The 24,008-nt window shown below is 70.9% G+C and carries 20 protein-coding genes, 1 tRNA gene and 1 pseudogene; 7 read left to right on the top strand and 15 right to left on the bottom strand.

Annotation, left to right across the window (positions count from 1 at the left end; all coding sequences use genetic code 11):
• Window positions 1-14 precede the first annotated feature (14 nt).
• Entirely contained in the window at window positions 15-590 is a 576-nt protein-coding gene (locus ACU6WZ_RS16995) for a TetR/AcrR family transcriptional regulator (protein WP_447028895.1), read from the bottom strand.
• A gap of 410 nt (window positions 591-1,000) precedes the next feature.
• Here ACU6WZ_RS16995 and ACU6WZ_RS16990 point away from each other — a divergent pair, with 410 nt between their 5' ends.
• Window positions 1,001-4,369: a S41 family peptidase gene (locus ACU6WZ_RS16990; protein ID WP_447034086.1), complete on the top strand. Its 3,369-nt coding sequence runs from the start codon at window positions 1,001-1,003 to the stop codon at window positions 4,367-4,369.
• Window positions 4,370-4,614: 245 nt separating this feature from the next.
• Here the strand turns inward: ACU6WZ_RS16990 and ACU6WZ_RS16985 are convergent, their stop codons facing one another.
• From ACU6WZ_RS16985 to ACU6WZ_RS16970, 4 genes are all read right to left on the bottom strand, one after another.
• Window positions 4,615-4,818, bottom strand: coding sequence for a hypothetical protein (locus ACU6WZ_RS16985; RefSeq protein WP_447028894.1), 204 nt, complete (start codon window positions 4,816-4,818; stop codon window positions 4,615-4,617).
• A 117-nt stretch (window positions 4,819-4,935) separates the two neighbouring features.
• Complete coding sequence (locus ACU6WZ_RS16980; protein ID WP_447028893.1) at window positions 4,936-5,871, bottom strand: SDR family oxidoreductase; 936 nt, start codon at window positions 5,869-5,871, stop codon at window positions 4,936-4,938.
• Complete coding sequence (locus tag ACU6WZ_RS16975; protein ID WP_447028892.1) at window positions 5,868-6,812, bottom strand: alpha/beta fold hydrolase; 945 nt, start codon at window positions 6,810-6,812, stop codon at window positions 5,868-5,870. The genes ACU6WZ_RS16980 and ACU6WZ_RS16975 overlap by 4 nt, the downstream gene beginning before the upstream one ends.
• Window positions 6,809-8,371 carry a flavin-containing monooxygenase gene (locus tag ACU6WZ_RS16970; RefSeq protein WP_447028891.1) on the bottom strand — a complete coding sequence of 521 codons (1,563 nt, stop codon included), beginning with the start codon at window positions 8,369-8,371 and terminating at the stop codon, window positions 6,809-6,811. The genes ACU6WZ_RS16975 and ACU6WZ_RS16970 overlap by 4 nt, the downstream gene beginning before the upstream one ends.
• Window positions 8,372-8,612: 241 nt before the next feature.
• On the opposite strand from ACU6WZ_RS16970, the gene ACU6WZ_RS16965 reads away from it, so the two are divergent.
• On the top strand, window positions 8,613-9,356 hold the full coding sequence (locus tag ACU6WZ_RS16965; RefSeq protein ID WP_447034085.1) for a MerR family transcriptional regulator: 744 nt from the start codon (window positions 8,613-8,615) through the stop codon (window positions 9,354-9,356).
• A gap of 40 nt (window positions 9,357-9,396) precedes the next feature.
• Here ACU6WZ_RS16965 and ACU6WZ_RS16960 read toward each other — a convergent pair whose 3' ends face one another.
• Window positions 9,397-10,194 carry an exodeoxyribonuclease III gene (locus tag ACU6WZ_RS16960; protein ID WP_447028890.1) on the bottom strand — a complete coding sequence of 266 codons (798 nt, stop codon included), beginning with the start codon at window positions 10,192-10,194 and terminating at the stop codon, window positions 9,397-9,399.
• Window positions 10,195-10,277: 83 nt separating this feature from the next.
• Here ACU6WZ_RS16960 and ACU6WZ_RS16955 point away from each other — a divergent pair, with 83 nt between their 5' ends.
• Window positions 10,278-10,784, top strand: a complete 507-nt coding sequence (locus tag ACU6WZ_RS16955) for a GNAT family N-acetyltransferase (protein ID WP_447028889.1) — start codon at window positions 10,278-10,280, stop codon at window positions 10,782-10,784.
• Between the two features lie 28 nt (window positions 10,785-10,812).
• Here ACU6WZ_RS16955 and ACU6WZ_RS16950 read toward each other — a convergent pair.
• From ACU6WZ_RS16950 to galU, 8 genes and pseudogenes are all read right to left on the bottom strand, one after another.
• Window positions 10,813-10,995, bottom strand: a pseudogene (locus ACU6WZ_RS16950) (tryptophan synthase subunit alpha); the annotation flags it as partial.
• 186 nt (window positions 10,996-11,181) lie between these two features.
• Window positions 11,182-11,255, bottom strand: a tRNA-Ala gene (locus tag ACU6WZ_RS16945).
• Window positions 11,256-11,326: 71 nt separating this feature from the next.
• Window positions 11,327-12,502 carry a divisome protein SepX/GlpR gene (sepX, locus tag ACU6WZ_RS16940; protein ID WP_447028888.1) on the bottom strand — a complete coding sequence of 392 codons (1,176 nt, stop codon included), beginning with the start codon at window positions 12,500-12,502 and terminating at the stop codon, window positions 11,327-11,329.
• Between the two features lie 176 nt (window positions 12,503-12,678).
• A complete protein-coding gene (locus tag ACU6WZ_RS16935; protein ID WP_447034083.1) occupies window positions 12,679-13,302 on the bottom strand; it encodes a GNAT family N-acetyltransferase in 624 nt (207 codons plus the stop codon).
• Window positions 13,299-13,910: a MogA/MoaB family molybdenum cofactor biosynthesis protein gene (locus ACU6WZ_RS16930; RefSeq protein ID WP_447028887.1), complete on the bottom strand. Its 612-nt coding sequence runs from the start codon at window positions 13,908-13,910 to the stop codon at window positions 13,299-13,301. The genes ACU6WZ_RS16935 and ACU6WZ_RS16930 overlap by 4 nt, the downstream gene beginning before the upstream one ends.
• Window positions 13,907-14,386 carry a cyclic pyranopterin monophosphate synthase MoaC gene (moaC, locus tag ACU6WZ_RS16925; protein WP_447028886.1) on the bottom strand — a complete coding sequence of 160 codons (480 nt, stop codon included), beginning with the start codon at window positions 14,384-14,386 and terminating at the stop codon, window positions 13,907-13,909. The genes ACU6WZ_RS16930 and moaC overlap by 4 nt, the downstream gene beginning before the upstream one ends.
• A gap of 70 nt (window positions 14,387-14,456) precedes the next feature.
• Window positions 14,457-15,758 carry a molybdotransferase-like divisome protein Glp gene (gene glp / locus ACU6WZ_RS16920; protein ID WP_447028885.1) on the bottom strand — a complete coding sequence of 434 codons (1,302 nt, stop codon included), beginning with the start codon at window positions 15,756-15,758 and terminating at the stop codon, window positions 14,457-14,459.
• A 5-nt stretch (window positions 15,759-15,763) separates the two neighbouring features.
• Complete coding sequence (gene galU / locus ACU6WZ_RS16915; protein WP_447028884.1) at window positions 15,764-16,663, bottom strand: UTP--glucose-1-phosphate uridylyltransferase GalU; 900 nt, start codon at window positions 16,661-16,663, stop codon at window positions 15,764-15,766.
• Between the two features lie 85 nt (window positions 16,664-16,748).
• Here galU and ACU6WZ_RS16910 point away from each other — a divergent pair, with 85 nt between their 5' ends.
• Window positions 16,749-17,351, top strand: a complete 603-nt coding sequence (locus tag ACU6WZ_RS16910) for a 5-formyltetrahydrofolate cyclo-ligase (RefSeq protein WP_447028883.1) — start codon at window positions 16,749-16,751, stop codon at window positions 17,349-17,351.
• Window positions 17,352-17,368: 17 nt separating this feature from the next.
• Here the strand turns inward: ACU6WZ_RS16910 and ACU6WZ_RS16905 are convergent, their stop codons facing one another.
• Window positions 17,369-20,170: a penicillin acylase family protein gene (locus tag ACU6WZ_RS16905; protein WP_447028882.1), complete on the bottom strand. Its 2,802-nt coding sequence runs from the start codon at window positions 20,168-20,170 to the stop codon at window positions 17,369-17,371.
• A 201-nt stretch (window positions 20,171-20,371) separates the two neighbouring features.
• Here ACU6WZ_RS16905 and ACU6WZ_RS16900 point away from each other — a divergent pair, with 201 nt between their 5' ends.
• From ACU6WZ_RS16900 to ACU6WZ_RS16890, 3 genes are all read left to right on the top strand, one after another.
• Window positions 20,372-21,877 carry a potassium/proton antiporter gene (locus ACU6WZ_RS16900; RefSeq protein WP_447034081.1) on the top strand — a complete coding sequence of 502 codons (1,506 nt, stop codon included), beginning with the start codon at window positions 20,372-20,374 and terminating at the stop codon, window positions 21,875-21,877.
• Window positions 21,878-22,131: 254 nt separating this feature from the next.
• The gene (locus ACU6WZ_RS16895; RefSeq protein WP_447028881.1) at window positions 22,132-23,400 is read left to right on the top strand and encodes an MFS transporter; all 1,269 of its coding nucleotides are present in this window, start codon (window positions 22,132-22,134) and stop codon (window positions 23,398-23,400) included.
• A gap of 258 nt (window positions 23,401-23,658) precedes the next feature.
• Window positions 23,659-24,000 (top strand): FmdB family zinc ribbon protein, encoded by a 342-nt coding sequence (locus ACU6WZ_RS16890; RefSeq protein ID WP_447028880.1) that lies wholly within the window; start codon window positions 23,659-23,661, stop codon window positions 23,998-24,000.
• The last annotated feature ends 8 nt before the right edge of the window (window positions 24,001-24,008 follow it).

The raw sequence follows: 24,008 nt of genomic DNA, 5'->3' as shown, positions 1-24,008 counted from the left end.
GAGGCACTACCGCATCAGGCCGCGCCCAAGGCGGGAAGCACCACGGCATCCACGTAGTCGGCGAGGTAGGCCCGGTCGGGCGACCGGTCCAGGATCAGCTGCCGGGCGACGAAGGCCCCGATCAGCATGTGCGGCACGTACCGCAGGGCAGGCGTGTCGGCGGGAATCTCCCCCCGCTCGACAGCCCGGCGCAGCAGCACATCAAGGCCCGTGAGCTCGGGCGCGATCAGCTGCTCACGCAGGGCCCGATGAAGATCAGGATTGCGATGCACGGCCTGCGCGAGCCCCCGCATCAAGGCGGAGTCCCGCTCCAGCCGGCAGTCGTCCGTCCGCTCCACCAGGGCATGAAAATCGCCCCGCAGCGACCCGGTGTCGACATCGCCGAGACTCACCGGCTTGTTGTGCCTGAGAGCCCTGGCGACCAGCTCCGGCTTGCTCCCCCACTGGCGGTAGAGGGTGGCCTTGCTGGATCGGGTACGGGCGGCGACGGCGTCCATGGTCAATGCGTCGTAGCCGACTTCGCCGAGGAGTGCGAGTACGGCCTCGTACAACTCCCCCGCGCGCTCCGGCGTGAGTCGCGTACGCACCATGCTCAACCTCCTTCAGTGAACGAAACGGTTTCGTACACCAGAAACTACGCCTTCGCACCACCGAAACGAAACCGTTTCGGTGGTGTTCTGCGCCACAAGTTGCCACCACCCCTGCCTCCGGAAAGCATTGGGGGGTGAGCGCCGCACCCGGGTCCGTCGGCCCGCACCCAGAAGACCCGACCCGCGCGCCCGGAGCACCCCCGCCCGGAGAACCCACCGCGTCGCGTGCCGAGGTGCCGGGAGGGGCCGCGTCGGGGCGCTCCCCGCAGGGTGTCGAACGCAAACACCCCGAACAAGGCGATCTACCCGAACGTTCGACACCCGAGGAGACGCCCCGGCGCGGCACCGACCCCAAGGCCCCCGCACACGCGCCCGCCTACCTCCGCTTCCCCCACCTCCACGGCGACCTCCTGTGCTTCGCAGCCGAGGACGACCTCTGGGTGGCCCCCCTCGTACCCCCCGGCCACCGCCCCGACCACGCCCGGCGCCTCACCGTGGACCGCACCAAGGTCGGCCACCCCCGCTTCTCCCCCGACGGCCAACACATCGCTTATACCACCTGGCGCAGCCTCGACCCCGAGATCCACCTGGCCCCGGTGGACGGCGGCCCCGCGCGCAGGCTCAGCCACTGGGGCTCCCCGGACACCCGGGTCTGCGGCTGGACCCCGCACGAGAACTCCCCCAACTCCCACGACATCGCGCCCCACATCCTGGCCGTCGCCTCCCACGGCCAGCCCTTCTCCCACTTCTCCTGGGCCTACACCCTGCCCACCGACGGCAGCCCCGGCGCCAAACTCCCCTGGGGCCCGGTCTCCGACATCGCGGTCGCGGACATCGACGGCGAGCGCCGTACGCTCCTGCTCACCGGCACGCCCCCGCACGAGCCCGCCGCGTGGAAGCGCTACCGCGGCGGCGCGACCGGCCGCCTGTGGCTGCACGGCAAGCGACTGCTGCCCGACATCGGCGGCCACCTGGACTGCCCGATGTTCGTGGGCGGACGTATCGCGTTCCTGTCCGACCACGAGGGCGTGGGCAACCTCTACTCCTGCCGGTACGACGGCACCGACCTGCGCCGCCACACCGACCACGACGCGTTCTACGCCCGGCACGCGTCCAGCGACGGCACACGTGTCGTCTACCAGTGCGCGGGCGACCTGTGGCTGGTCGACGACCTGTCCCCCGTCGCCGTCCCGCGCCGCCTCGACGTCCGCCTCGGCGGCCCCCGGGCCGGCCGCCGCAGGTATCAGGTGCCGGCCGCCAGCAACGTGGACGGCCTCTCCGTGGACACCACAGGCCGCGCGAGCGCCGTGGTGGTGCGCGGCAGCCTGTACTGGCTGACCCACCGCGACGGCCCGGCGCGCACGATCGCGGACAACCCGGGAGTACGGGCCCGCCTGCCGGAAATGCTCGGCAGCGGCGGCCAGGTCGCGTACGTCACAGACGCCGAGGGCGAGGACGCGATCGAGATCGGCTACCTCCCGCGGGCCAGCGGCGACCGCGCACCGCGCCGCCTTGCCTCCGGCGAGCTGGGCCGCGTACACGAGATGGTGCCGGACCCGGAGGGCGAACGGATCGCGATCGCCTCGCACGACGGCCGCCTGCTCCTGATCGACGCGACAGAAGCCACAGACCCACCAACCCCAGACCTCACCACAGACCCCTCGAACCCACCGAACCCACCGAACCCACACCACACCCCAGACCCACCCAACCCGCACCCCACCACCGTCACCGAACTGATCCGCTCCACCAACGGCCCCGTCCGCGACCTGGCGTTCTCCCCGGACGGCGCCTGGCTGACCTGGTCCCACCCCGGCATCGGCCGCTCACTGCGCCAGATCAAGATGGCGCGCATCGAGACCCGTCAGATCGTCGACGTCACCAACGGCCGCTTCGAGGACGAGAACCCGGTGTTCACGAGCGACGGCCGCTACCTCGCGTTCCTCTCCTGGCGCGGTTTCGACCCGGTGTACGACGTCCACACCGGCGACCTGTCGTTCCCCCTCGGGTGCCGCCCCTACCTGGTCCCGCTGTCCTCGGCGACCCCGTCCCCCTTCGCCCTGTCCCCCGACGGCCGCCCGGCGGCGGGCGGCCTGGACCCGTCGGACAGCCTGGCCGAGAGCGACGGCGACAGCGGCGGCGGTAGCGAGAGCTCGACGGTCCTGGTCGAAATAGAGGGCCTGCCCAACCGCGTGACCCCGTTCCCCGTCTCGGCGTCGAAGTACTCCGGCCTGCACGCGGTGAGCGGCGGCGGACTGGTCTGGCTGCGCTGGCCCATCTCGGGCGCGCTGGGGGAGACGTTCGCCAACCCGGCGGACATGTCGGGCCGCCCCACGCTCGAACACTTCAACATCACCAAGGCGCGCAAGTCCGAACTGGTCGACCACCTGGACTGGTTCGCGGTGAGCGGCGACGGCACGCGCCTGGTGGTGATGGACGAGGGCGAGCTGCGCGCCGTACCCGCGACCGAGTCGGGCGACAACGACAGCACGGTCTACCTCGACCTGCGCCGCATCCTGCACGAGGTCGACCCGGAGGCGGAGTGGCGCCAGGCGTACGCGGAGGCGGGCCGCATCATCCGGGCGTACTTCTGGGAGCCGCAGATGTGCGGCATCGACTGGGACGCGATCCTGGACCAGTACCGCCCGCTGCTCGACCGCGTCGCGTCCCCCGACGAGTTCGCGGACCTGCTCCGCGAGGTGCTGGGCGAGCTCGGCACCTCGCACGCGTACGTCTCCGCGGCGCGCCGCAACGAGGGCCCGCCGCACTACCAGCGGCCGATAGGCCTGCTCGGCGCGAACTTCGTCTGCCGGGACGGGGCATGGCTGGTGCGGCGGATCCTGCCGGGCGAGTCGTCGGACTCCAAGGCGCGCTCGCCGCTGGCCGGCACCGGCATCCGCGAGGGCGCGGTGCTCACCCACATCGACGGCCGCCCGGTGGACCCGGTGGCCGGCCCGTACCCGTTGCTCTCGGCGGCCGGCGGCACGACGGTGGAGCTGACGTTCCGGCCGGCGGAGGGCGAAGGCGGCCGGGCCCGCAGAGTCGCGATCGTCCCGCTGATCGACGAACGCCCGCTGCGCTACCAGGACTGGGTTGCCAAACGGCGGGAAGTCGTCCGGGAGCTGAGCGGCGGCCAGTGCGGCTATCTGCACATCCCCGATATGGGCGGCTCGGGCTGGGCCCAGTTCAACCGCGATCTGCGGATGGAGGTCTCCCGCCCGGCGCTGATCGTCGACGTACGCGGCAACGCGGGCGGCCACATCAGCGAACTGGTGGTGGAGAAGCTCACCCGCACCATCGTCGGCTGGGACCTGACCCGGGACGCGCAACCGGTCTCGTACGCCTCGAACGCTCCTCGGGGCCCGGTCGTCGCCCTCGCCGACGAAGCGACGTCATCCGATGGCGACATGATCACGGCGGCGTTCAAACTGCTGGGCCTCGGCCCGGTGGTGGGCCAGCGCACCTGGGGCGGAGTGGTCGGCATGACGGGCCGCCACACGCTGGGCGACGGCACGGTGATCACGGTGCCGATGAACGCGGCGTGGTTCGACGCGTACGGCTGGTCGGTCGAGAACCACGGCGTGGAGCCGGACATGGAGGTGTTGCGCACCCCCCTCGACTGGGCGGAGGGCCGCCACGCCCAACTCGACGACGCGGTCCAACTGGCCCTGGACCTCCTGTCGGCCCGCCCGGCGGCCACCCCTCCGACGTATGCGGACACCCCCGACAAGTCCCGCCCGAAACTGCCGCCGCGCGATCGGAGCCCGTCCGGCGACTGAGGTGGCCGAGGAACACGCCGACGGACTCCACGCACACCGAAGGGGTGCACCCGGACCGGATGCACCCCTTACGTCCTGGTGCGCGATAGGGGACGGGCCCGCGACGCCGGCTACGGCACCTCGCCGCGTTGGCGAAACTCCCTGATAGCTCCGCTATGAGGACGCTCCGCCGCCTTGCGATGCACCGCATCCGACGCCGCAGGCTGATCCGCCCCTATCGCGCACCAGGCCGTTAGCGCTACCTCTCAGGCCCGGTTCGGCTCCCGGCCGGTCACGCCCCGCTCGCCCTCCATGACGTCCCGGTCCGCGTCCCGGTCCATGTCACGGTCCCGCGCCGGCCGGCCGCGCTCCGACGCCTCGTCCCGGGGGTTGACCTTCGTCGGCTTCGCCGGCTTCGCCTGTTCGGCCATGTGGCGCGCCTTGTCCTTGAACTGGTCCGCAATGCCCATGAGATGCACTCCTGGAGGAACGTGAAGGATGTGGGTGAGGCCCCGGGGGGGCGCTGCCCCCTCGGGCCAGGACCAGCCTCACACGACCGGACATTCAGTGCATTTCGATCATCACCCTCATGCGCCCGCCCCGGTGCCGGCTCCCGTCGCCGCTCCCGTCCCCGCCGCCGCCGAGCCGGACGTACGCGCCTTCTCGTCCGCCTCGCCGCCCGCCCCGACGAGCCCCTTCCCGACCCCTGCCAGGCGCGGCGCGAAGCGCTTCATCTCGCGCTGGCCGACCACGCCGATGATCGCCGGCAGGTATCCCCGTACAGACTGCATCCCCCGCAGCCACCACTGCGCGTACACGTGGGAGGAACGGCGCTCGATCCCGGCGACGATCCGGTCCACGGCGGGGCCGAGCGGATACGTCCGGTTCGACGGCCAGGGGAGCCGGCCGCGAAGCTCGCGCATGGCCTCGTCCTCGTCCGCGCCCCGGACCATGTCCGTGTCGGTCCACGACAGATATCCGACGCCCACCCGCACCCCGCGATAGCCGACCTCGGCGCGCAGCGAGTGCGCGAACGCCTCGACGCCCGACTTCGACGCGCAGTACGCCGTCATCATCGGCGCCGGCGTGATCGCGGCCAGCGACGCGATCTGGAGGAAGTAACCGCGGCTCTCGATCAGTACGGGCAGGAACGCCCGCCCCGTCACCGCGCTGCCGATCAGATTCACCTCGATCACCCGCCGCCAGGACTCGGGATCGGAGTCCACGAACGGCCCGCCGGAGGCCACCCCCGCGTTGGCGACGACGATGTCGACCTTCCCGAAGCGCTCCTTGACCTCGCGCGCGACCCGCGCCATCGCCTCGTGGTCGGTGACATCGGCGTGCCACCAGTGCGCGTCCGCGTGCAGCCGCGCCGCCACCTGCTTCAGCTCGTCCGGCTCCAGGCCGACCAGCGCCACCTTCGCCCCGCGCGCCGACAGTTTGCGGGCCAGCAGCTCACCGACCCCGCGCGCGGCGCCCGTGACGACCGCGACCTGTCCCTCAAGGCTCTGCCTGCTGCTCATACGGCGTGCTCCTTCGCTTCGTTACAGCCCCCGAAGACGACGGGGACGACGTACGTACGCACCAGTTCGCGGAGTTTCGCGGTGACGGCCTCCGGCGCCTCGATCGGCGTCATGTGGCCCACGCCGGTCAGCTCGGTCAGCCCCAGCGACTGCGGCAGGGCGGCCACGACCGCCCGCGCGTGCACTGGCGGAGTCAGCCGGTCCGCGCTCCCCGCGACGACGGCCGTGGGTACGTCCAGCTCCCGCAGTCCGGTGGCGAGGTCGAGCTCCCCGAGCACATGCGACCAGGCCACGCGCGCCGCGCGCGGGCAGGCATGGACGATACGCGCGCACTCAGCCACCCGCTCGTCAGACGCCCCCGGCCCCATCGTCGCGTACTTGAGGATCTTCCTGGAGATCGGTGTGACCGGTCCGAGCGGCACACGCGCCCCGAGCACCGCGCGCGTGATCCGGGTGCGTATCCGACCGGCCCGCATCGGCAGGATGAGCGACTCGTCGACCAGCCGCGAGCTGCCCGTGCTGCACAGCAGTGCGGCGGCCGCGTGCGCACGGAACCCGGGCCGCCCGCCGGACGCCATGATCGTCATGCCGCCCATGGAGTGCCCGGCCACCACCGCCCGCTCACCGGGGCCGAGCGCGGCGGCGAGCACCGCTTCGAGGTCGTCGGCGAGCGCGTCCGTGCTGTAGCCGCGCGGCTCCGCGGCGGGGGAACGGCCGTGGCCGCGCTGGTCGTACAGCACGACCCGGTGCTCACCGGCGAGTTCGCGGACCTGCGCAGCCCAGAAGAGCGTCGAGCAGGTCCAGCCGTGGGCCAGGACGACCGCGGGTGCGCCGTCCGGCCCGTACACCTCGACGTGCAGCCGTGATCCGTCGGCGGAGACGGCGGTCAGCTCGCGGGACGGCACCAGCGTCTCGCCGGGCGCCTTCATCAACCGGCTCATGCGACGGCCTCCGTCACACCGGCACCGGCACCCGCACCCGCACCGCCCCCGCCGACGGCATCAGCCACCGCCCCGGCCTCGGCGTGCTCCCGGACCCGGATCACCTCGTACTCCGCGAGGTTCACCTCCCGGGTCGCCCGCCGGAACTCACTCGGCGTGCCCGGCCAGATGGTGGTGTTGCGCCCGTTCGCGTCCAGGTACCAGCTGTCGCAGCCGCCCGTGTTCCACACGGTCCGCTTCATCCGCTCCTGCACCCGCCGGTTCCACGCGTGCACACCCGAAGCGCGCGCCCCCAGCGCCACCTTCCCGCCCAGGACCCGCAACTGCCGCAGGTAGTCAGCCATGTAGTTCAGCTGTGACTCGATCATCAGGATCATCGAGCTGTTCCCGAGGCCCGTGTTGGGCCCGATGATCGACATCCAGTTGGGGAAGCCGGCCGCGGTCGCGCCGCGCAGCGACTCCATCCCGTCCTTCCACGCCTCGGCGAGTGTGATGCCGTCCGCGCCGACCACCCGTTCGGCGATCGGCAGGTCGGTGACGTGGAAGCCCGTACCGAAGATGATCGCGTCAACCTCGGCCTCGGTGCCGTCGGCCGCGACGACCGTCGATCCCCGCACCTCCCGGAGACCGGAGGCGACCACGTCGACGTTCTGCCTCGCGAGCGCCGGGTAGTACGCGCTCGACAGCAGGATGCGCTTGCAGCCGATCCGGTACGACGGTGTCAGCTTGGCCCGCAGCTCCGGGTCCTTGATCGCCTTGGCCATGTTGGCCTTGGCCAGCGACTCGATGGCCCCGAGCTGGTTGGGATGCTTGGTGAACGCGGTGACCTGCAGCTCCCGAATCCCGAACAGCAGCCCGCGCCGCGCCTTCCCGGTGATGGGCAGCTGCCGGTGGAGCCACCGCTCGGCCCCGCTGATCGCCCGGTCCACGCGGGGCATCACCCACGGCGGGGTGCGCTGGAAGAGCGTCAGTTTCGCCACGTCGGGCTGGATCGAGGGCACGATCTGGATCGCGGACGCCCCGGTCCCGATCATCGCGACCCGCTTGCCGCGCAGGTCGTAGTCGTGGTCCCACCGCGCCGAGTGGAAGACCTTGCCGGGGAACCCGGCGAGCCCGGGGACGTCCGGGACCTTCGGGTCCGAGAGAGGCCCGGTCGCCGACACCACCACGTCGGCGGTGATCACACCCCGCGAGGTCTCGATCTCCCAGCGCAGCTCGTCCGCGTCCCAGTGCATCAGCCGCACCTCGTGGTTCAGCCTGATGTGCGGCCGCAGCCCGAAGGCGTCGGTGACGTGCTCCAGGTACGCCCTGATGTGCCGCTGCCCCGAGAAGGTACGCGGCCAGTCGGGGTTGGGCGCGAAGGAGAACGAGTACAGATGGGACGGTACGTCGCACGCGCAGCCCGGGTAGCTGTTGTCCCGCCACGTGCCGCCGACCGAATCGGCGCGCTCCAGGACGACGAAGTCGCTGATCCCCTCGCGGCGCAGCCGGACCGCGGCCCCCAGGCCGCCGAATCCGGATCCGATCACCGCCACTCGTACGTGCTCGTGCTCGGCCATGCCGACGCCTCCCGCGATCCACAACCCCGCCAGCAATCACTGGCACGATTCGGAGAGTAGAACAGGTCCGTACTCATGGGTAGTGGGACGACCGGATCAGTTCACATCGCCGGGCACCGCCACGGCTGGCGCGGCCGCGACCGGCACGACCACAACTGACGCGACCACGACTGGCACGGCCGCCGTCGGCAGAACATAGGCTTCCCCCGTGACTGAGGGAGCAGCGCCGCGCGAGTACCGCATGGAGGAGCTGGCCAGGGAGGCCGGCATCACCGTGCGCACCCTGCGCTTCTACCGCGAGCGCAAACTGCTGCCCCCGCCGCGCCGCGAGGGCCGTATCGCCTGGTACGACGGCCACCACCTGGCCCGCCTGCGCACCATCGCCGCGCTGCTGGAGCGCGGACACACCCTGAACGGCATCGCGGACCTCGCCACGACCTTCGAGAGCGGCCGCGACGTGGGCGAACTGCTCGGCCTGGGCGAGGCCGGAGCCCCCGCCACCTGGTCCGAGGAGACCCCGGTCCGCCTCACCCCCGAGGCCCTCGCGGACCACTTCGCGGGCGAGGTCACCCCGGAGAACCTCGGCGCTGCGCTCGACCTCGGCTACCTCGCCACCGACGGCGACGAGATCGTCCACATCAGCCGCCGCCTGCTGGACGTGTCGGCGGCCCTGGTGCGCGAGGGAGTGCCCCTGGCCGCCGTGCTCCGGGCGGGCCGCGAGGTCCGGGAGCACACGACGGCGATGGCGGAGGTCTTCGCCGCCATGATCCGCTCGCACCTGGGGGAGGGCGAGCCGGGTGACGACACGGCGGGCGGCGCGGCGGTCGCCGCGGCGAGCGGCACTGCGGACAGCGCGGCGGACAGCGCGGCGGGCGCCACTCCCGCCGCATCGCTGGAACGCCTGCGCCCGCTCGCCAAGAGCGTCGTCGACGCCGAGCTGTCGATGGCCCTGGACCGCCTGATCAGGTCCGAGAAGGACACCTGAAGGCGACCTCGGCACCCCGGAGAGGCCCACCCCCAAGCGCCTAGCGTTCGAAGACCGCTGTGACCGGCGCATGGTCCGACCAGCGCAGGTCGTAGCTCGTCGCCCGCTCGACGTACGCCTTGACCGCCCGCCCGGCCAGCCCCGGAGTCGCCACCGCGTAGTCGATGCGCCAGCCCGAGTCGTTGCCGAAGGCCTTCCCCCGGTAGGACCACCAGGTGTACGGCCCGTCCTGCTCGGGGTGCAGCGCCCGCACCACGTCGACGTACGCCGCCTCCTCGAACACCCGGGTCAGCCAGGCGCGCTCCTCCGGCAGGAACCCGGAGGACTTGCGGTTCGCCTTCCAGTTCTTGAGGTCGGCCTCGTGGTGGGCGATGTTCCAGTCACCGCACACCAGCACCTCGCGACCGTCCGCCGCCGCGCGCTCCCTGAGTTCCTTCAGGTACGGCAGGAACGCGTCCATGAACCGCACCTTCTCGTCCTGCCGCTCGGTGCCGACCTCCCCCGAGGGCAGATACAGGCTGGCGACCGTGACGCCGGGCAGGTCCGCCTCGACGTACCTGCCGCTGCCGTCGAACTCCGCGCTACCGAACCCGACCCGCACCCGGTCCGGCGCCCGCCGCGTGTAGAGCGAGACGCCGGCCCGGCCCTTGGCGGCGGCGGGGGCGTGCACAACGTGCCAGCCCTCGGGGTCACGCACCTCCGCCGGGAGCTGCTGCGGCTCGGCCCGTACCTCCTGGAGGCAGACCACATCGGCGGAGGTTGTGGCCAGCCACGGCACGAAGCCCTTCTTGGCGGCGGCGCGCAGGCCATTGACATTCACGGAGGTCACAGTCAGCATCCGGGGCACAATACAGACATCGGGCAGCGCCCCACACGGCCGTGCCCCATACCGCACTCCCGCATAGAAGTACGATACTCCGCATGCATATCCACACACGCCCCTACGACCACCCCGACGCCCTCAAGCTCGAAGCCCAAGTGCAGCAGGAGTACCGGGAGCGCTACAACGGCGAGGGGGACACGACGCCGCTCGACCCCACCATGTTCGAGCCACCGGGCGGCCTCTACCTCCTCGTGTACGACGCCCAGGACCGCCCCGTCGCCACCGGCGGCTGGCGGGCCCAGGACACGAACGGCGAGGGGTACGCGGACGGCGACGCCGAGCTCAAGCGCATGTACGTCATCCCCGAGTGCCGGGGCCTCGGCCTGGCCCGCCGCGTCCTCGCCGCCCTGGAGGCCGACGCCGTCGCGGCCGGCCGCACCCGGATGGTCCTGGAGACCGGCACCGAGCAGCCGGAGGCCATCGCCCTCTACACGTCGAGCGGTTACGCCCCGACCGAAAAGTTCGGCCACTTCCGCGAGTACGAGGACAGCCGCTGCTTCGCCAAGCCGCTGACGGCAGCAGTCGCCCCATCGCGATCCGCGTGACGGACAGGACGCGTGTGCGTCCATGGCGTCAGCTCCTGCGGACGCCCCGGATCCCTTCCGCCAGCTCCCCCGCGAGGGCCCGCACGGCGGCCAGCCCGGCCGCCGGGTCCGGTGCGTCCAGCAGGAGCTTCACGAAGGCCGAGCCGACGATCACCCCGTCGGCGAAGCCGGCGACCTCCCTGGCCTGGACGGCGTTGGAGACCCCGAGCCCGGCACGTCTCCAGCACCCGAACCACCCCCCGAATCCTCCGCCGACGCCCTCCGAGCCACAACCCAAGGACCCGCCCGCGTTCGGAGACCTCGAACAGACCCCAGAAACGACGAAATCCCGCCCGATCAACAGATCGGACGGGAACTCGTCAACCGTTCCAGAACTAAATCAAGAACAGTCGTGCGGTGGACCTGTGGGGATTTGAACCCCAGACCCCCTCGATGCGAACGAGGTGCGCTACCAGACTGCGCCACAGGCCCTTGCAACGAGTGAAACTTTAGCATCTCGATCGGGGTGCTCGGAAATCGGTTCTCCGCAGGTCATTCGTCGGTCACTCGTTGGCCGCGCGCGGCCGGTCGCCCTCGTCGAACTGGTCGAAGAGCGGCGTGCGGCCGCGGCCCCGTTCGCGTTCCCGTTCGCGGCGGCCGGGGCTGACCCGCCGGTGCTGCTCCTGGTTCTCGGCGGGCGGGGGCTCGGGGGCGGGCGTGGGTTCGGCGGTGCTGGAGCGGGCCGAACTCCACGTGCCGGGGTCGCCGAAGTCGACGCTGCCGGTGGCACGCGGGGCGACCGGGGCGGTGACGTAGGTGGGCAGCGGGACCGGGACCGGGTCCCAGCTCTCGCCCCGGGCCGCTCCGCGCTCACGTTCGCGCTGCTGGTCCACCCACTCCGCGTGGTCCGTTTGCTCCACGAGCGCGCGCCGGCCCGCCTCCTGCGGGGAGACGGCGGGCGCGGGTTCGGGTTCGGGGCGTACGACGGGCTCCTCGCCGGGCTCGGCCGAAACCGCCCGGCGCCCCGGGTGTGGACGACGCTCGCGCAGCCGCTGCGCCGCGACCTCGGCCCTGCGGCGGTCCATGGTGAAGGCGAAACGCCGCCGCTCGGTGGTCCGCAGATGCACGATGTACGCGCTCAGCAGTACGGCGGGCACAGCCGGCGCCCACAGGAACCGGAGCCCGCTGACAGCGGCGACGATCGTGCCCATGGTGAAGGCGAGGAAGAGGATCATTGTGGTGCGCCGGCGGCGGGCGAGGACCTTGGAGCGCCGGGCGCGTTCGGCGGCGGCGCCCGCGGTGCGCGCGTTCCGTTCTTCGCGTACGCGCTCCCGGTCCGCCTCGCGGGTGCCATGCCGGGCGGTCTCGTCGCGCACGCCGTCGCGCGCGCCTTCCCGTACGCCGGTGCGCCCGGCGGCCGGGCGGTCGGGCCGGCGTTCGGTGTGGGTTCCGGCTTGCGTCGGGGGCACGGCGGAGTGCCGGACGTCGACGGTACCCATTCGGTCCGTGACGGCATCCGGTTCCACGTCGGGTTCCGCCTCGCCTTCGGCGCGGTCCCGCAGCTCCTTGGCGTACCGGCGCTCCATCGCCGCCCGTCCGGACAGCAGCCGGATGGCGGTGCTGAAGCGTTCCGTCGGACGGGCTTCGTTGAGCTCGTCTTGCCTGCGGAGCCACATCGGCACCAAGTAGGCGGCCCAGGCCCCGACGATGACTGCGTAAATGAGGCCGCTGCTGCTCACACCCCTCACCGTAGAGGGGTTCACGCAACCCCATCCGCCAATTGGGCCGGTGTGTCGCACGATCTGGCTGATAACTCGAACTTTTTTTGTGACTGATCGGATCAACAGGCTGCTTTACGGGTCCTTTTGCAGTCGACTCGCAGCTCTCAGCGATCAAATTCGAACATGAATTTGATTTATGGGATGTGCTGAGGTCGCGCCCGGTGCCAACGGGTCAGCAGTCCCTCGGGGATCTCCTCGGCCGTGAGGGCGAAGACCAGATGGTCGCGCCATCCTCCGTCGATGTGCAGATATCGGGGCCGGACCCCCTCCTCGCGGAAACCGAGTTTCTCCACGACTCTGCGGCTGGGCGCGTTCTCCGGGCGAATGCAGACCTCCATGCGGTGCAGCCCGACGGTACGGAAACAGTGGTCGACGGCGAGGGCGACAGCCGTGGGGACCACACCGCGGCCCGCCACCTCGCGGTCCACCCAGTAGCCGACGTGCCCCGAGCACATCGACCCCCAGGTGATCCCGGCAACCGTCAGCTGGCCCACCAGACGCCCCTGGTACTCAATGACGAAGGGCAGCATCCGCCCCGCGTGCGCCTCGGCGCGCAGATGGCGGACCATCTGACGGTACGTCGGCCGCTGGGCCACCGGCCCCGACGGCGCGGGCGGCGGGACGGTGGCCTCCCAGGGCCGCAGCCAGTCGCGGTTGCGCTGGTTGACCTCGCGCCACACACCGTGGTCGCGCAGCTTTATCGGGCGGAGGGCGACATCGCCGTCCGCCAGCTCGACGGGCCAGGACGCAGCGTTCAGCTCGTGCTCCCGGGTCCGGGCCCTGTGGGGTGGTCGCCGCCCCGCAGCTGGTCCACGGCATGCACCAGCAGGCGCCCCAGGACCGCGAGCCCGTCGCGTACGCCGCCGGTGGAGCCGGGGAGGTTCACGATCAGGGTGCGCCCGGCGACGCCGGCCAGGCCGCGGGAGAGCGCCGCGGTGGGGACCTTCGCCAGGCCCTCGGCGCGGATGGCCTCGGGGATGCCGGGCACCTCGTAGTCGAGGATCCGGCGGGTGGCGTCCGGGGTGCGGTCGGTCGGGGAGATGCCGGTGCCGCCGGTGGTCAGGATGACGTCGTACGCCGCTTCGACTCCGGCCCGCAGGGCCTGCTCCACGGGGTCGCCGTCCGGGACGACCTGTGGGCCTTCGACCGCGAAGCCCAGGGCGCGCAGGCCGTTGGCCAGGATCGGGCCGCCCTTGTCGGCGTAGACCCCGGCGGAGGCCCGGTTGGAGGCCGTGACGACCAGGGCGCGGCGCGGCGGATACGCCTGCGCCTGCGGCGGCTCGGGGGCCGATGCGGGAGCGGCGGCCGCCGGTTCGTGGCCGTGGCCGTGGCCGTAGACGTCACCGGCGCGGGGCGCGGGGCTCATGCCCGGCTCCAGTCGCCGGACTTGCCGCCCGTCTTCTCCTCGACCCGCACGTCGGTGATGACCGCGCCCTTGTCGACCGCCTTCACCATGTCGATCACGGTGAGCGCGGCGACCGTCACGGCGGTCAGGGCCTCCATCTCGACGCCGGTGCGGTCCGTGGTGCGGACCGTCGCGGCGATCTCGACGGCGTCGTCGGCGACCACCAGGTCCAGCTTCACGCCGGACAGGGCGAGCGGGTGGCAGAGCGGGATCAGGTCGGGGGTGCGCTTTGCACCCATGATTCCGGCGATACGGGCGGCGGCGAGGGCGTCCCCCTTGGGGACGCCCTCGCCGCGCAGCAGCTCGACGACGCGCGGCGCGACAAGGACGCGTCCGGTGGCGCGGGCGGTGCGCGCGGTGACGTCCTTGGCCGAGACGTCGACCATGCGGGCCGCGCCCGCCTCGTCGATGTGCGTGAGCCGTTGGTGCGTACTCATTGTGTGTGGCGCTCCGGGTCAGGGCGGGTGAGCGTGTGAGGGCAGACACGCTACCCGCACCCGGCCCCGGTCACCCGAGCAGGACCACGTCGACCTCGGTGCCGGGCTCGGCCTCGGTGGTGTCCTCCGGGACCGTGATCAGGGCGTTGGCGTGGGCGAGGGCCGCGATCAGGTGCGATCCGGTGCCGCCGACAGGGGTGACGGTGCCCGATTCCTCGTCGTACCTCCCCCGCAGGAACTGGCGCTTACCGGCCGGGGAGGTCAGGGGCCGGTCCGCGCTCAGCGTGGCGCGGACCCTGGGGCGGTGCACGTCGGCCAGGCCCATCAGGGCGCGGATGGCCGGGCGGACGAAGAGCTCGAAGGAGACGTACGACGAAACCGGGTTGCCGGGGAGGGCCAGCAGGGGGGTGTGGTCGGGGCCGATCGAGCCGAAGCCCTGGGGCTTGCCTGGCTGCATGGCCAGCTTGCGGAAGTCGATGCCGCTGCCCGGCTCGTCCTCGTCGCCGACGGACGACAGGGCCTCCTTGACCACGTCGTACGCGCCGACGCTGACCCCGCCGGTCGTGACGATCATGTCAGCGCGGATCAGCTGGTCCTCGATGGTGGCGCGCAGCGTCTCGGCGTCGTCGGTGACGGCCCCGACGCGGTAGGCGATGGCGCCGGCGTCGCGGGCGGCCGCGGTGAGGGCGAAGCTGTTGGAGTCGTAGATCTGGCCCGCGGCCAGCACTTCCCCGGGCTGGACCAGTTCGCTTCCGGTCGACAGGACGACGACGCGGGGGCGCGGCCTGACCTTGACGGTGGCGCGGCCGATGGCGGCGAGCAGGCCGATCTGGGGCGGGCCGACGACCGTACCCGCTTCCAGGGCGAGATCACCGGGCTGGACGTCGCTGCCGCGCGCGCGGACGTGGGCCCGCGCCTCGGCGGAACGGAAGACGCAGACTTCGCCGGACGCTCCCTCGGGTGCGTCCCGCGCCGAGCGCATGGTGGTCGCGGCGCCGCCGCCGCTGCCGCCGTCGGTCCACTCGACCGGGACGACGGCCTCGGCGCCGGGCGGCAGGGGGGCGCCCGTCATGATGCGGGCGGCCTGGCCGGGGCCGACCTTCAGCATCTCGCCGCTGCCCGCGGCGACGTCCCCGATCACCGTCAGGACGGCGGGGAACTCCTCGCTCGCTCCGGCCACATCAGTCGTACGGACGGCGTATCCGTCCATCGAGCTGTTGTCGAAGGGAGGGAGTGCGACCTGGACCGTGACGTCCTCGACGAGGACGCACCCCTGTGCGTCGGGGAGTTGCAGCTCGATGGGTTCGAGCGGCTTCACCGCGGCGAGGATGTCCTCAAGGTGCTCGTCCACCGACCAGATCGTGCTGCTCACGGCCTTTACATCTCCTCGGTCACATAACTGCGCAGCCAGGTCCGGAACTCCGGCCCCAGGTCTTCACGTTCGCATGCGAGTCTGACAATGGCACGCAGGTAGTCGCCCCGGTCACCGGTGTCATAGCGGCGGCCCTTGAAGACCACGCCGTGCACGGGGCCGCCGGCCTTCTCGTCGTCGGCCAGTTGCTGGAGGGCGTCGGTGAGCTGGATCTCGCCGCCGCGGCCGGGTTCGGTGGTGCGCAGTATGCCGAAGACGGCGGGGTCCAGTACATAACGCCCGATGATGGCGTAGTTGCTGGGGGCGTCCGCCGCGTCGGGCTTCTCGACCAGGCCCGTGACGCGTACGACGTCGGCCTCGGAGGTCGGCTCGACGGCCGCCGATCCGTACATGTGGATCTGTGCGGGGTCGACCTCCATGAGGGCGACGACGCTGCCGCCGTGCTGCTCCTGGATCTCGATCATCCGGGACAGCAGCGGGTCGCGCGGGTCGATCAGGTCGTCACCGAGCAGTACGGCGAAGGGCTGGTCGCCGACGTGCGGGGCGGCGCACAGGACGGCGTGGCCGAGGCCCTTGGGGTCGCCCTGGCGGACATAGTGCATGGTGGCGAGGTCGCTCGACTCCTGCACCCGGCGCAGGCGTTCGGCGTCGCCCTTGCGGCCGAGGGCCGACTCCAGCTCGTAGTTGCGGTCGAAGTGATCCTCCAGGGGGCGCTTGTTGCGGCCGGTCACCATGAGGACGTCGGAGAGGCCCGCGGTCACGGCCTCCTCGACCACGTACTGGATGGCGGGCTTGTCGACGACGGGCAGCATCTCCTTGGGAGTGGCCTTGGTCGCCGGCAGAAACCTGGTGCCGAGGCCGGCGGCGGGGATGACGGCCTTACTGATCCGGGGGGGCTGAGTCATGGTCAGACGATATCCGTAACGTATGTGCGGAAGGTTCGATTTCAGGCGATAAAATATTTTACGAGGCATTTGCGAGGCCACCGTGATGAATGAACAGCCTGACAAGACAGGGTTGCGAAAAGAACTCCTGGACATGAGATCCCGGTTGACCAGGAATGACGTCGAGAAGGCCGCCTCAGTTCTGGCCCGCAACGCACTGGTTCTGCCGGAGCTCGCCGACGCCCGGACCGTCGCTGCGTACGTGTCCATCGGGAGTGAACCGGGCACCCGCGCGCTGCTCGACGCGCTGCGCGCGCGGGGCGTACGCGTCCTGCTTCCCGTACTCCTCGCGGACAACGATCTGGACTGGGCCGTCTACGAGGGCCCGCAGTGCCTCGCGCCCGCCCGGCTCGGGCTTCTGGAGCCCGCGGGCACCCGGCTCGGGGTACAGGCGGTGCTGGAGGCGGACGCCGTACTGCTGCCGGGGCTCGCCGTCGACGGTCGCGGGGTGCGGCTCGGACGGGGCGGCGGCTCGTACGACCGGGTGCTGGCGCGGCTGGACGCGGCGGACGCGCATCCGCACCTGGTGGTGCTGCTGTACGACGACGAGGTGGTCGTACGGGTCCCCAGGGAACCGCACGACCACCTCGTGAGCGCCGTGGTGACGCCGGGCGGTGTCCGGCGCCTTGGCCTCGATCCACCGGCGTGACGTCTGTGGATCGAGGATTACGGTCTGAGCACCAGTTTGTCGGTGGTGGACTCCTCGACCGCCGCGTCACCGTACGACCAGTCGAGCAGCTCGCCCCTGGCCCACTTGTCGGTCTGGTCGGTGTAGTGCGCGCTGTACGCGTGGCCCGAGGCACCGGCGAGGTTGATCCACCGGGAACGGTCGAGGTTGCCGAGGTTGACGACCATGCGCATGGACGGCACCCAGACGACCTCGTAGCCGCCGGACGCGTTCCAGCCGGTGGCGTTGACCGTGGCCTCGCCGCCGCCCAGGTTCCACGGGCCCCGGTTGAGGAGCCACTGGACGGCGCCGGGGCCGCTGGTGCCCAGGGTCTGGTTCGTCAGCGTCAGCTGGTGCAGACGGCCCCAGCTCCAGGAGTCGACGTCCTTGCCCAGCTTGGCCGTCAGCTCCCAGCGGGCGTCCTTGAGGGCGCGGGCCAGCAGGTCGTCACGGGTTTCGGTCGCCGGGTCCAGGCGGGTGTTCGGCGCCTGCCACCATTCGCTCTTCTCGTCCTTGAGCATCCCCCGGACGACCTCGAACCAGCGGTCGCCGCCGTCCGGCTGCGCCGAGTCGCCGGCCCGCCGGCCGCACTCACGCACCCGCTGGCCGGGGTCGTCGACCGGCCCCGTGCCGTCGGCGGGGCGGACGCTCAGGCACTGTCCCTTGACCCGCAGTTCCTTCGGCAGCTTGTTGCCGAAGGCGAGCTTGAGGACGTTGCGCCACACCGCGTTGAAGTACGCGGCGGCCGCGGAGTCCGGATCCTGGGTGTAGTCCCAGCCCTCCAGGAGCTTCTGCGTCTCCCGGACGTTCGGGTCCGACACGTCGATCTTCAGCAGGTGGGGCGTGAGCAGCTTGGCGATCTCGCTGCTGTTGTCCATCTGCATGGTGCGCATGTCGTCGGTGGAGATCTTGCCGCCGTCGGCGATCTTCGACTCGATGAGGTCGGTGATGCGCTGGCTGCGGGCGCCGTAGCCCCAGTCCTCGGTGAGGAGGTAGGGGTACTTCTCCTTGTCGATCACGGCCTGGTTGGCGGTGACGATGTAGCCGCGCTTCGGGTTGTACTCGTACGGCAGCTCGGCCTGCGGGATGTAGCCCTTCCAGCGGTTGCGGGGGTCCCAGCCGGCGGTGGGCATTGCGCCGTCTCCGCCGGCGCTGCGCACCGGGATGCGGCCGGGCGCCTGGTACCCGATGTTGCCGGCCGTGTCGGCGTAGATGAGGTTCTGCGAGGGGACCTCGAAGTGGGCGGCGGCGGCCCGGAAGGACTTGAAGTCCGTGGCGCGGTTCAGCTCGAACACGGCGTCCATGGACTTGCCGGGCATCAGCGCGGTCCACTTCAGTGAGACCCCGTAGCCGTCACCGCGGTCGGGAGCGGCGTTGTCCACCGGCGCCTTCTCACCGACCGTCCCGAGTTCGCCGCTCCGGTCGGAGAGCAGCGGGCCGTTGCCCGTGGAGCGGACCGTGATCTTCTTCGACTCGCCGCCGGCGACCTTGATGGTCTCCTCGCGGGTGGTGAAGGTCTTCTCGCGGCCGTCGTAGAGGTAGCTCTCGCCGGTGACCTTCTCCAGGTGGAGGTCGGTGACGTCAGCGCCGAGGTTGGTGAAGCCCCAGGCGATGCTCTGGTTGTGGCCGATGACCACGCCGGGCATGCCGGAGAAGGTGTATCCGGCGGTGTCGTACTGGCAGGTGCTGGAGACCTTCCGGCAGTGCAGGCCCATCTGGTACCAGAGCGAGGGCAGCTGGGGCGCGAGGTGCGGATCGTTCGCGAGCAGTGGCTTCTTCGTCGTCGTGTACCGGCCGGCGACGACCCAGGAGTTGGAGCCGATGCCGCTGCCGTTGGGGCCGAAGAGGGCGGGGATCTCGTCGAGGGCGTCGGAGATGCCGGCGAGCTGGGACTGGATGCCCTGGGAGGCGCCGGCGGCGCTGTTGGCGGTGCCGGTGCCTGCTGATCCGGTGCCCGTACCGGTGCCTGCTGATCCGGTGCCGGTGCCCGCGCCCGTCCCCGTGCCGTCGTCCGTCTCAGTGGCCGAGGCGGACGGGTCGTACTTCTTCGTCGCCTTGTCGAGCGCGCCCTCCTGGACGACCGGCTTGTTGCGGTCGTACGGGTAGGCCGGGTACAGGTCCTTGATCTGCTCCGGGCTCAGCCGGCTCGTCATCAGCGAACGGTCGATCTCTTCCTGCATGTTGCCGCGCAGGTCCCAGGCCATCGCCTTGAGCCAGGCCACCGAGTCGACGGGCGTCCACTTCTCAGGCTTGTAGTCGTTGACGAAGCCCAGTGCGGCGTACTCGACGGAGATGTCCTTGCCGTCGCGGCCCTTCAGGTAGGAATTGACTCCGGCCGCGTACGCCTGGAGGTACTTCTTCGTCTCCGGGCTCAGCTTGGTGTCGTATTCCTTCTGCGCGACCTGACGCCAGCCGAGCGTGCGCAGGAACGCGTCGGTGTCCACCTGGTCGGCGCCGAACATCTCGGAGAGCCGGCCCGACGTCATGTGACGGCGGACGTCCATCTCGTAGAAGCGGTCCTGAGCCTGGACGAACCCCTGGGCGCGGAAGAGGTCTTCGTCGGTGTCCGCGTAGATCTGCGGAATGCCGTAACTGTCGCGTTTGACTTCGACCGGGTTGGTAAGGCCGTCGAGTTTGAGCGATCCCGTGGTCTGCGGGAAAGAGGCGCGGACCGTACTGATGCTCCAGTACGTGCCGTAGCCGACACCCGCGACGAGGGCCAACACCAGCACGATCACGAGCAGACGGGCGCGACGCCCCTTCTTCTTCTTGCCGGAAGAGGCGGTGGTGTTGGCGGGCATCGCTGTCCTTCGAGGGGCAGGGTGGTCCTGGAGTGCTGGAGCAACCATAGGCGCAGCGCTCTCGGGCCTTGGACGCGGTGTCTCCATCGGTGATCGTACGGGCGATCGAACGCGTCAAGGAAACGTAAAAGATTAGGTAAGGTAACGAAGTACCGGCCGCCGGAGGAACGATCCGGCAGGCGCGCGCGGAAGGAACGGCCACTGACTGTCCACGAGCTCAACGAACTCCTGCTCATCTGCTCGCTCGTTCTTCTCTTCGCCGTCGCGGCTGTGCGCATCTCCTCCCGGAGTGGGCTGCCAAGCCTGCTGCTCTATCTCGGGATCGGCGTTGTCATAGGCCAGGACGGCATCTTCGACGTCCAGTTCGACAACGCCGAGCTGACCCAGGTGATCGGCTATGCCGCACTGGTGGTGATCCTGGCCGAGGGCGGCCTGGGCACGAAGTGGAAAGAGATCAAACCCGCATTGCCCGCCGCGGCGGTCCTGTCGACCGTCGGCGTCGCGGTGAGCGTGGGCATCACGGCGGCCGGGGCGCACTATCTGGTCGGGCTGGACTGGCGGCAGGCACTGATCATCGGTGCGGTCGTCTCGTCGACGGACGCCGCCGCGGTCTTCTCCGTCCTGCGCAAGGTCCCGCTGCCCTCCCGCATCACCGGTGTGCTGGAAGCCGAGTCCGGCTTCAACGACGCCCCCGTGGTGATCCTGGTGGTCGCCTTCTCGACGGTCGGTCCGGTGGACAGCTGGTACGTCCTGATCGGCGAGATCGCCCTGGAACTGGCGATCGGCGCGGGCATCGGCCTCGCCATGGGCTGGCTCGGCGCGTTCGCGCTGCGCCGTGTGGCGCTGCCCGCGTCCGGCCTCTACCCGATCGCCGTGATGGCCATCGCTCTGTCGGCGTACGCCGCGGGAGCCATCGCGCACGGCAGTGGCTTCCTCGCCGTCTATCTCGCCGCGATGGTGCTGGGCAACTCCAAGCTGCCGCACTGGCCGGCCACCCGCGGGTTCGCCGACGGGCTCGGCTGGATCGCCCAGATCGGCATGTTCGTGCTGCTCGGCCTGCTGGTGACGCCGCACGAACTGGTGACCGACTTCTGGCCCGCCGTCGTCGTCGGGCTGGTACTCACCATGGTGGCGCGGCCCCTGGAGGTCATGGTCAGCCTGGCGCCGTTCCACATCCCGTGGCGCGAGCAGGCCCTGATGTCGTGGGCCGGGCTGCGCGGTGCCGTACCCATCATCCTGGCGACCATTCCGCTGGTGTCCGAAATCGAGGGCAGCGACCGCATCTTCAACATCGTCTTCGTGCTGGTCGTCGTCTACACGCTCGTCCAGGGGCCGACCCTGCCCTGGGTCGCGAAGCGGCTGCGGCTTGCCACCGATCCGTCGGAGGCCGCCGACCTGGGCATCGAGTCGGCGCCGCTGGAGCGGCTGCGCGGGCACCTGCTGTCGGTCGCCATCCCCGAGAAGTCGAGGATGCACGGGGTGGAGGTGGCCGAGCTGCGGCTGCCGCACGGGGCGGCGGTCACCCTCGTCGTACGGGACAAGACCAGCTTCGTGCCCCTGCCGACGACCGTGCTGCGGCGCGGTGACGAGCTGCTGGTGGTGGCCACCGATCCGGTACGCGACGCTGCCGAGCGGCGGCTGCGGGCCGTCGGGCAGGGAGGAAAGCTGGCCCAGTGGCTGGGAACCGGCGGCCCGAGTTCCATTTGATCGCAGGCGGTGTGACCCATTCCGCAGGTATTCACAGGCACTTCCGGAGCGATGCCCTGTAGCATGAAGGTCTATTGATCGACCAACTCTGTCTGAAGCAGAGCTGGCGCGACCGCACGGCGGCCGGCCCCCTCACAGTGGGTGCCCCGGTATCTACCGCCGGTTCTGCGCAAGAGGACAGCTCTCGGCTGCTCCCGCACGCACACACCCGCGTGCACAGGGGAGAGCCACCAGGCGGCAGAAAGGCAAGGACCGTGTCAGACACGGTCACCACTCCCCGCCCGGGTTATGGCCAACTGCTCCGCATCCCTGGAGCCTGGACGTACCTGTTGCCCGGCTTCCTGGCACGGCAGCCCTTCGCGATGCTGACGATCGGCATCGTGCTGCTCGTACAGCACACCACCGGTTCGTACGCGAGCGCCGGCGTCGTCGCGGCCGTCACCGGCGTTTCCATGGCACTGTTCGCGCCGCAGAGCGGAAAGCTGGCCGACCGTTTCGGCCAGAGCGCCGTGCTGATTCCCGGCGTACTGCTGCACACCACCTCGGTTGTCGCGCTGACTGCCCTGGCGCTCGCGGGCGCCCCGATGTGGGCACTGTTCGTCGCGGCCGTTCCCACCGGTGCCTCCGTTCCCCAGATCGGTCCGATGGTGCGGGCCCGCTGGGCGGCGAAGCTCGAGGGCTCGCCGCTGATGTCGACCGCAGCTGCCTTCGAGTCCGTGACGGACGAGTTCACCTTCGTCGTGGGTCCGGTGCTCGCGACCGCTCTGTGCACCGGCGTGCACCCCGCGGCGGGACTGATCGCCGAAGCCACGCTGACCCTGGTCGGCGGCCTGTTCTTCGCGCTGCAGCGGCGTACCCAGCCGCAGGCCGGTCTGCTGTCCGCGGCCGGCGGACCGCGCGTCTCCGCACTGTCCGTACCGGGCGTGCGGGTGCTCGCGGTGGCGTTCCTCGGCATCGGCGCGGTCTTCGGGGGCATGCAGGTCTCCCTGACCGCGTTCTCCGAGGAGATCGGCAACCCCGGTGTGAACGGACTGCTCTACGGAACGTTCGCGGCGGGCAACATGCTCGCCGGTATCGCCTGCGGCGCCATCGCCTGGAAGGTCGGCCCCCGCCGCCGGCTCCTGGCCGGATACGCCGCCCTGACCCTGGCCGCCTCCGGCCTGTGGGCGGTGCACTCCGTGCCGCTGCTCGCCGGGCTCGGCCTGCTGGTCGGCCTGTGCATCGCGCCCGCGATGATCACCGGCTACACGATGGTGGAGACCCTGGTGCCCGCATCGGCGCGTACCGAGGCCTTCACCTGGCTGACCGGCGCCGTCGCGCTCGGCCAGGCAGCGGCCGTCACGGTCGCGGGACAGCTCGTCGACTCGGGCGGCGCGAGCACCGGCTTCCTGGTGCCGCTGGCGGGCACCACGCTGGCCCTGGTCACGCTGGTGGCGCTGCGTTCGCGGCTGACATCGGCCCGCGTGACCCACGTGGTCACGCGCGGCACGGTCCACCGCGATCTTGTCGCGGTCAGCAATTGACGCACTCAGACACAGTCAGCCGTGGCCGCCGTCCGTTCCGTCTACACGTCTCGTCTTCTCCGCGCGGAATACGTCACTGTGCGTCTCCGCCGCAGGGTTGCGGCGGCTTCTCACTTGGGCCCATCGGGCCCTCGTCACGGCCGAGCCCTGACCGCTGCCCGCAGGCAGGTGACGAACGTTACTCCGGTCGCCCGCCCGCAAGAGCTAGTATGGACGTTTGTTAGCACTCAACGAGTGAGAGTGCCAGGAGGATGACAAGTGCCGACGTATCAGTACCAGTGCACCGAGTGCGGCGAAGGCCTAGAGGCGGTGCAGAAATTCACCGATGACGCACTGACCGTGTGCCCCGGTTGTGAGGGACGCCTGAAGAAGGTGTTCTCCGCGGTCGGCATCGTCTTCAAGGGTTCCGGGTTCTACCGGAACGACAGCCGCGGCTCCTCGTCGAGCAGCACGCCGGCTACGTCGTCCGCGACAGCCGGAGCGTCGTCCTCGCCCTCGGGCTCCGACTCGAAGCCGGCCGCCCCGTCGAAGAGCTCCAGCGGCTCCAGCGGCTCGTCGTCGAGCTCTTCCAGCTCTTCGAGCAGCACCTCGGCCGCCTAGGCCCACTG

This window comes from Streptomyces hypolithicus, from assembly GCF_052934925.1.
Note: the sequence above shows the minus strand (reverse complement) of the source record. Positions and strands in the feature narration are given on the sequence as shown.

What these genes read in the sequence shown, in the direction of transcription:
- ACU6WZ_RS16995 (WP_447028895.1), bottom strand. Translation starts at nt 590, where the DNA reads ATGGTGCGTACGCGACTCACGCCGGAGCGCGCGGGGGAGTTGTACGAG.
- ACU6WZ_RS16985 (WP_447028894.1), bottom strand. Translation starts at nt 4,818, where the DNA reads ATGGGCATTGCGGACCAGTTCAAGGACAAGGCGCGCCACATGGCCGAA.
- ACU6WZ_RS16980 (WP_447028893.1), bottom strand. Translation starts at nt 5,871, where the DNA reads ATGAGCAGCAGGCAGAGCCTTGAGGGACAGGTCGCGGTCGTCACGGGC.
- ACU6WZ_RS16975 (WP_447028892.1), bottom strand. Translation starts at nt 6,812, where the DNA reads ATGAGCCGGTTGATGAAGGCGCCCGGCGAGACGCTGGTGCCGTCCCGC.
- ACU6WZ_RS16970 (WP_447028891.1), bottom strand. Translation starts at nt 8,371, where the DNA reads ATGGCCGAGCACGAGCACGTACGAGTGGCGGTGATCGGATCCGGATTC.
- ACU6WZ_RS16965 (WP_447034085.1), top strand. Translation starts at nt 8,613, where the DNA reads ATGGAGGAGCTGGCCAGGGAGGCCGGCATCACCGTGCGCACCCTGCGC.
- ACU6WZ_RS16960 (WP_447028890.1), bottom strand. Translation starts at nt 10,194, where the DNA reads ATGCTGACTGTGACCTCCGTGAATGTCAATGGCCTGCGCGCCGCCGCC.
- ACU6WZ_RS16955 (WP_447028889.1), top strand. Translation starts at nt 10,278, where the DNA reads ATGCATATCCACACACGCCCCTACGACCACCCCGACGCCCTCAAGCTC.
- ACU6WZ_RS16930 (WP_447028887.1), bottom strand. Translation starts at nt 13,910, where the DNA reads ATGAGCCCCGCGCCCCGCGCCGGTGACGTCTACGGCCACGGCCACGGC.
- moaC (WP_447028886.1), bottom strand. Translation starts at nt 14,386, where the DNA reads ATGAGTACGCACCAACGGCTCACGCACATCGACGAGGCGGGCGCGGCC.
- galU (WP_447028884.1), bottom strand. Translation starts at nt 16,663, where the DNA reads ATGACTCAGCCCCCCCGGATCAGTAAGGCCGTCATCCCCGCCGCCGGC.
- ACU6WZ_RS16910 (WP_447028883.1), top strand. Translation starts at nt 16,749, where the DNA reads ATGAATGAACAGCCTGACAAGACAGGGTTGCGAAAAGAACTCCTGGAC.
- ACU6WZ_RS16905 (WP_447028882.1), bottom strand. Translation starts at nt 20,170, where the DNA reads ATGCCCGCCAACACCACCGCCTCTTCCGGCAAGAAGAAGAAGGGGCGT.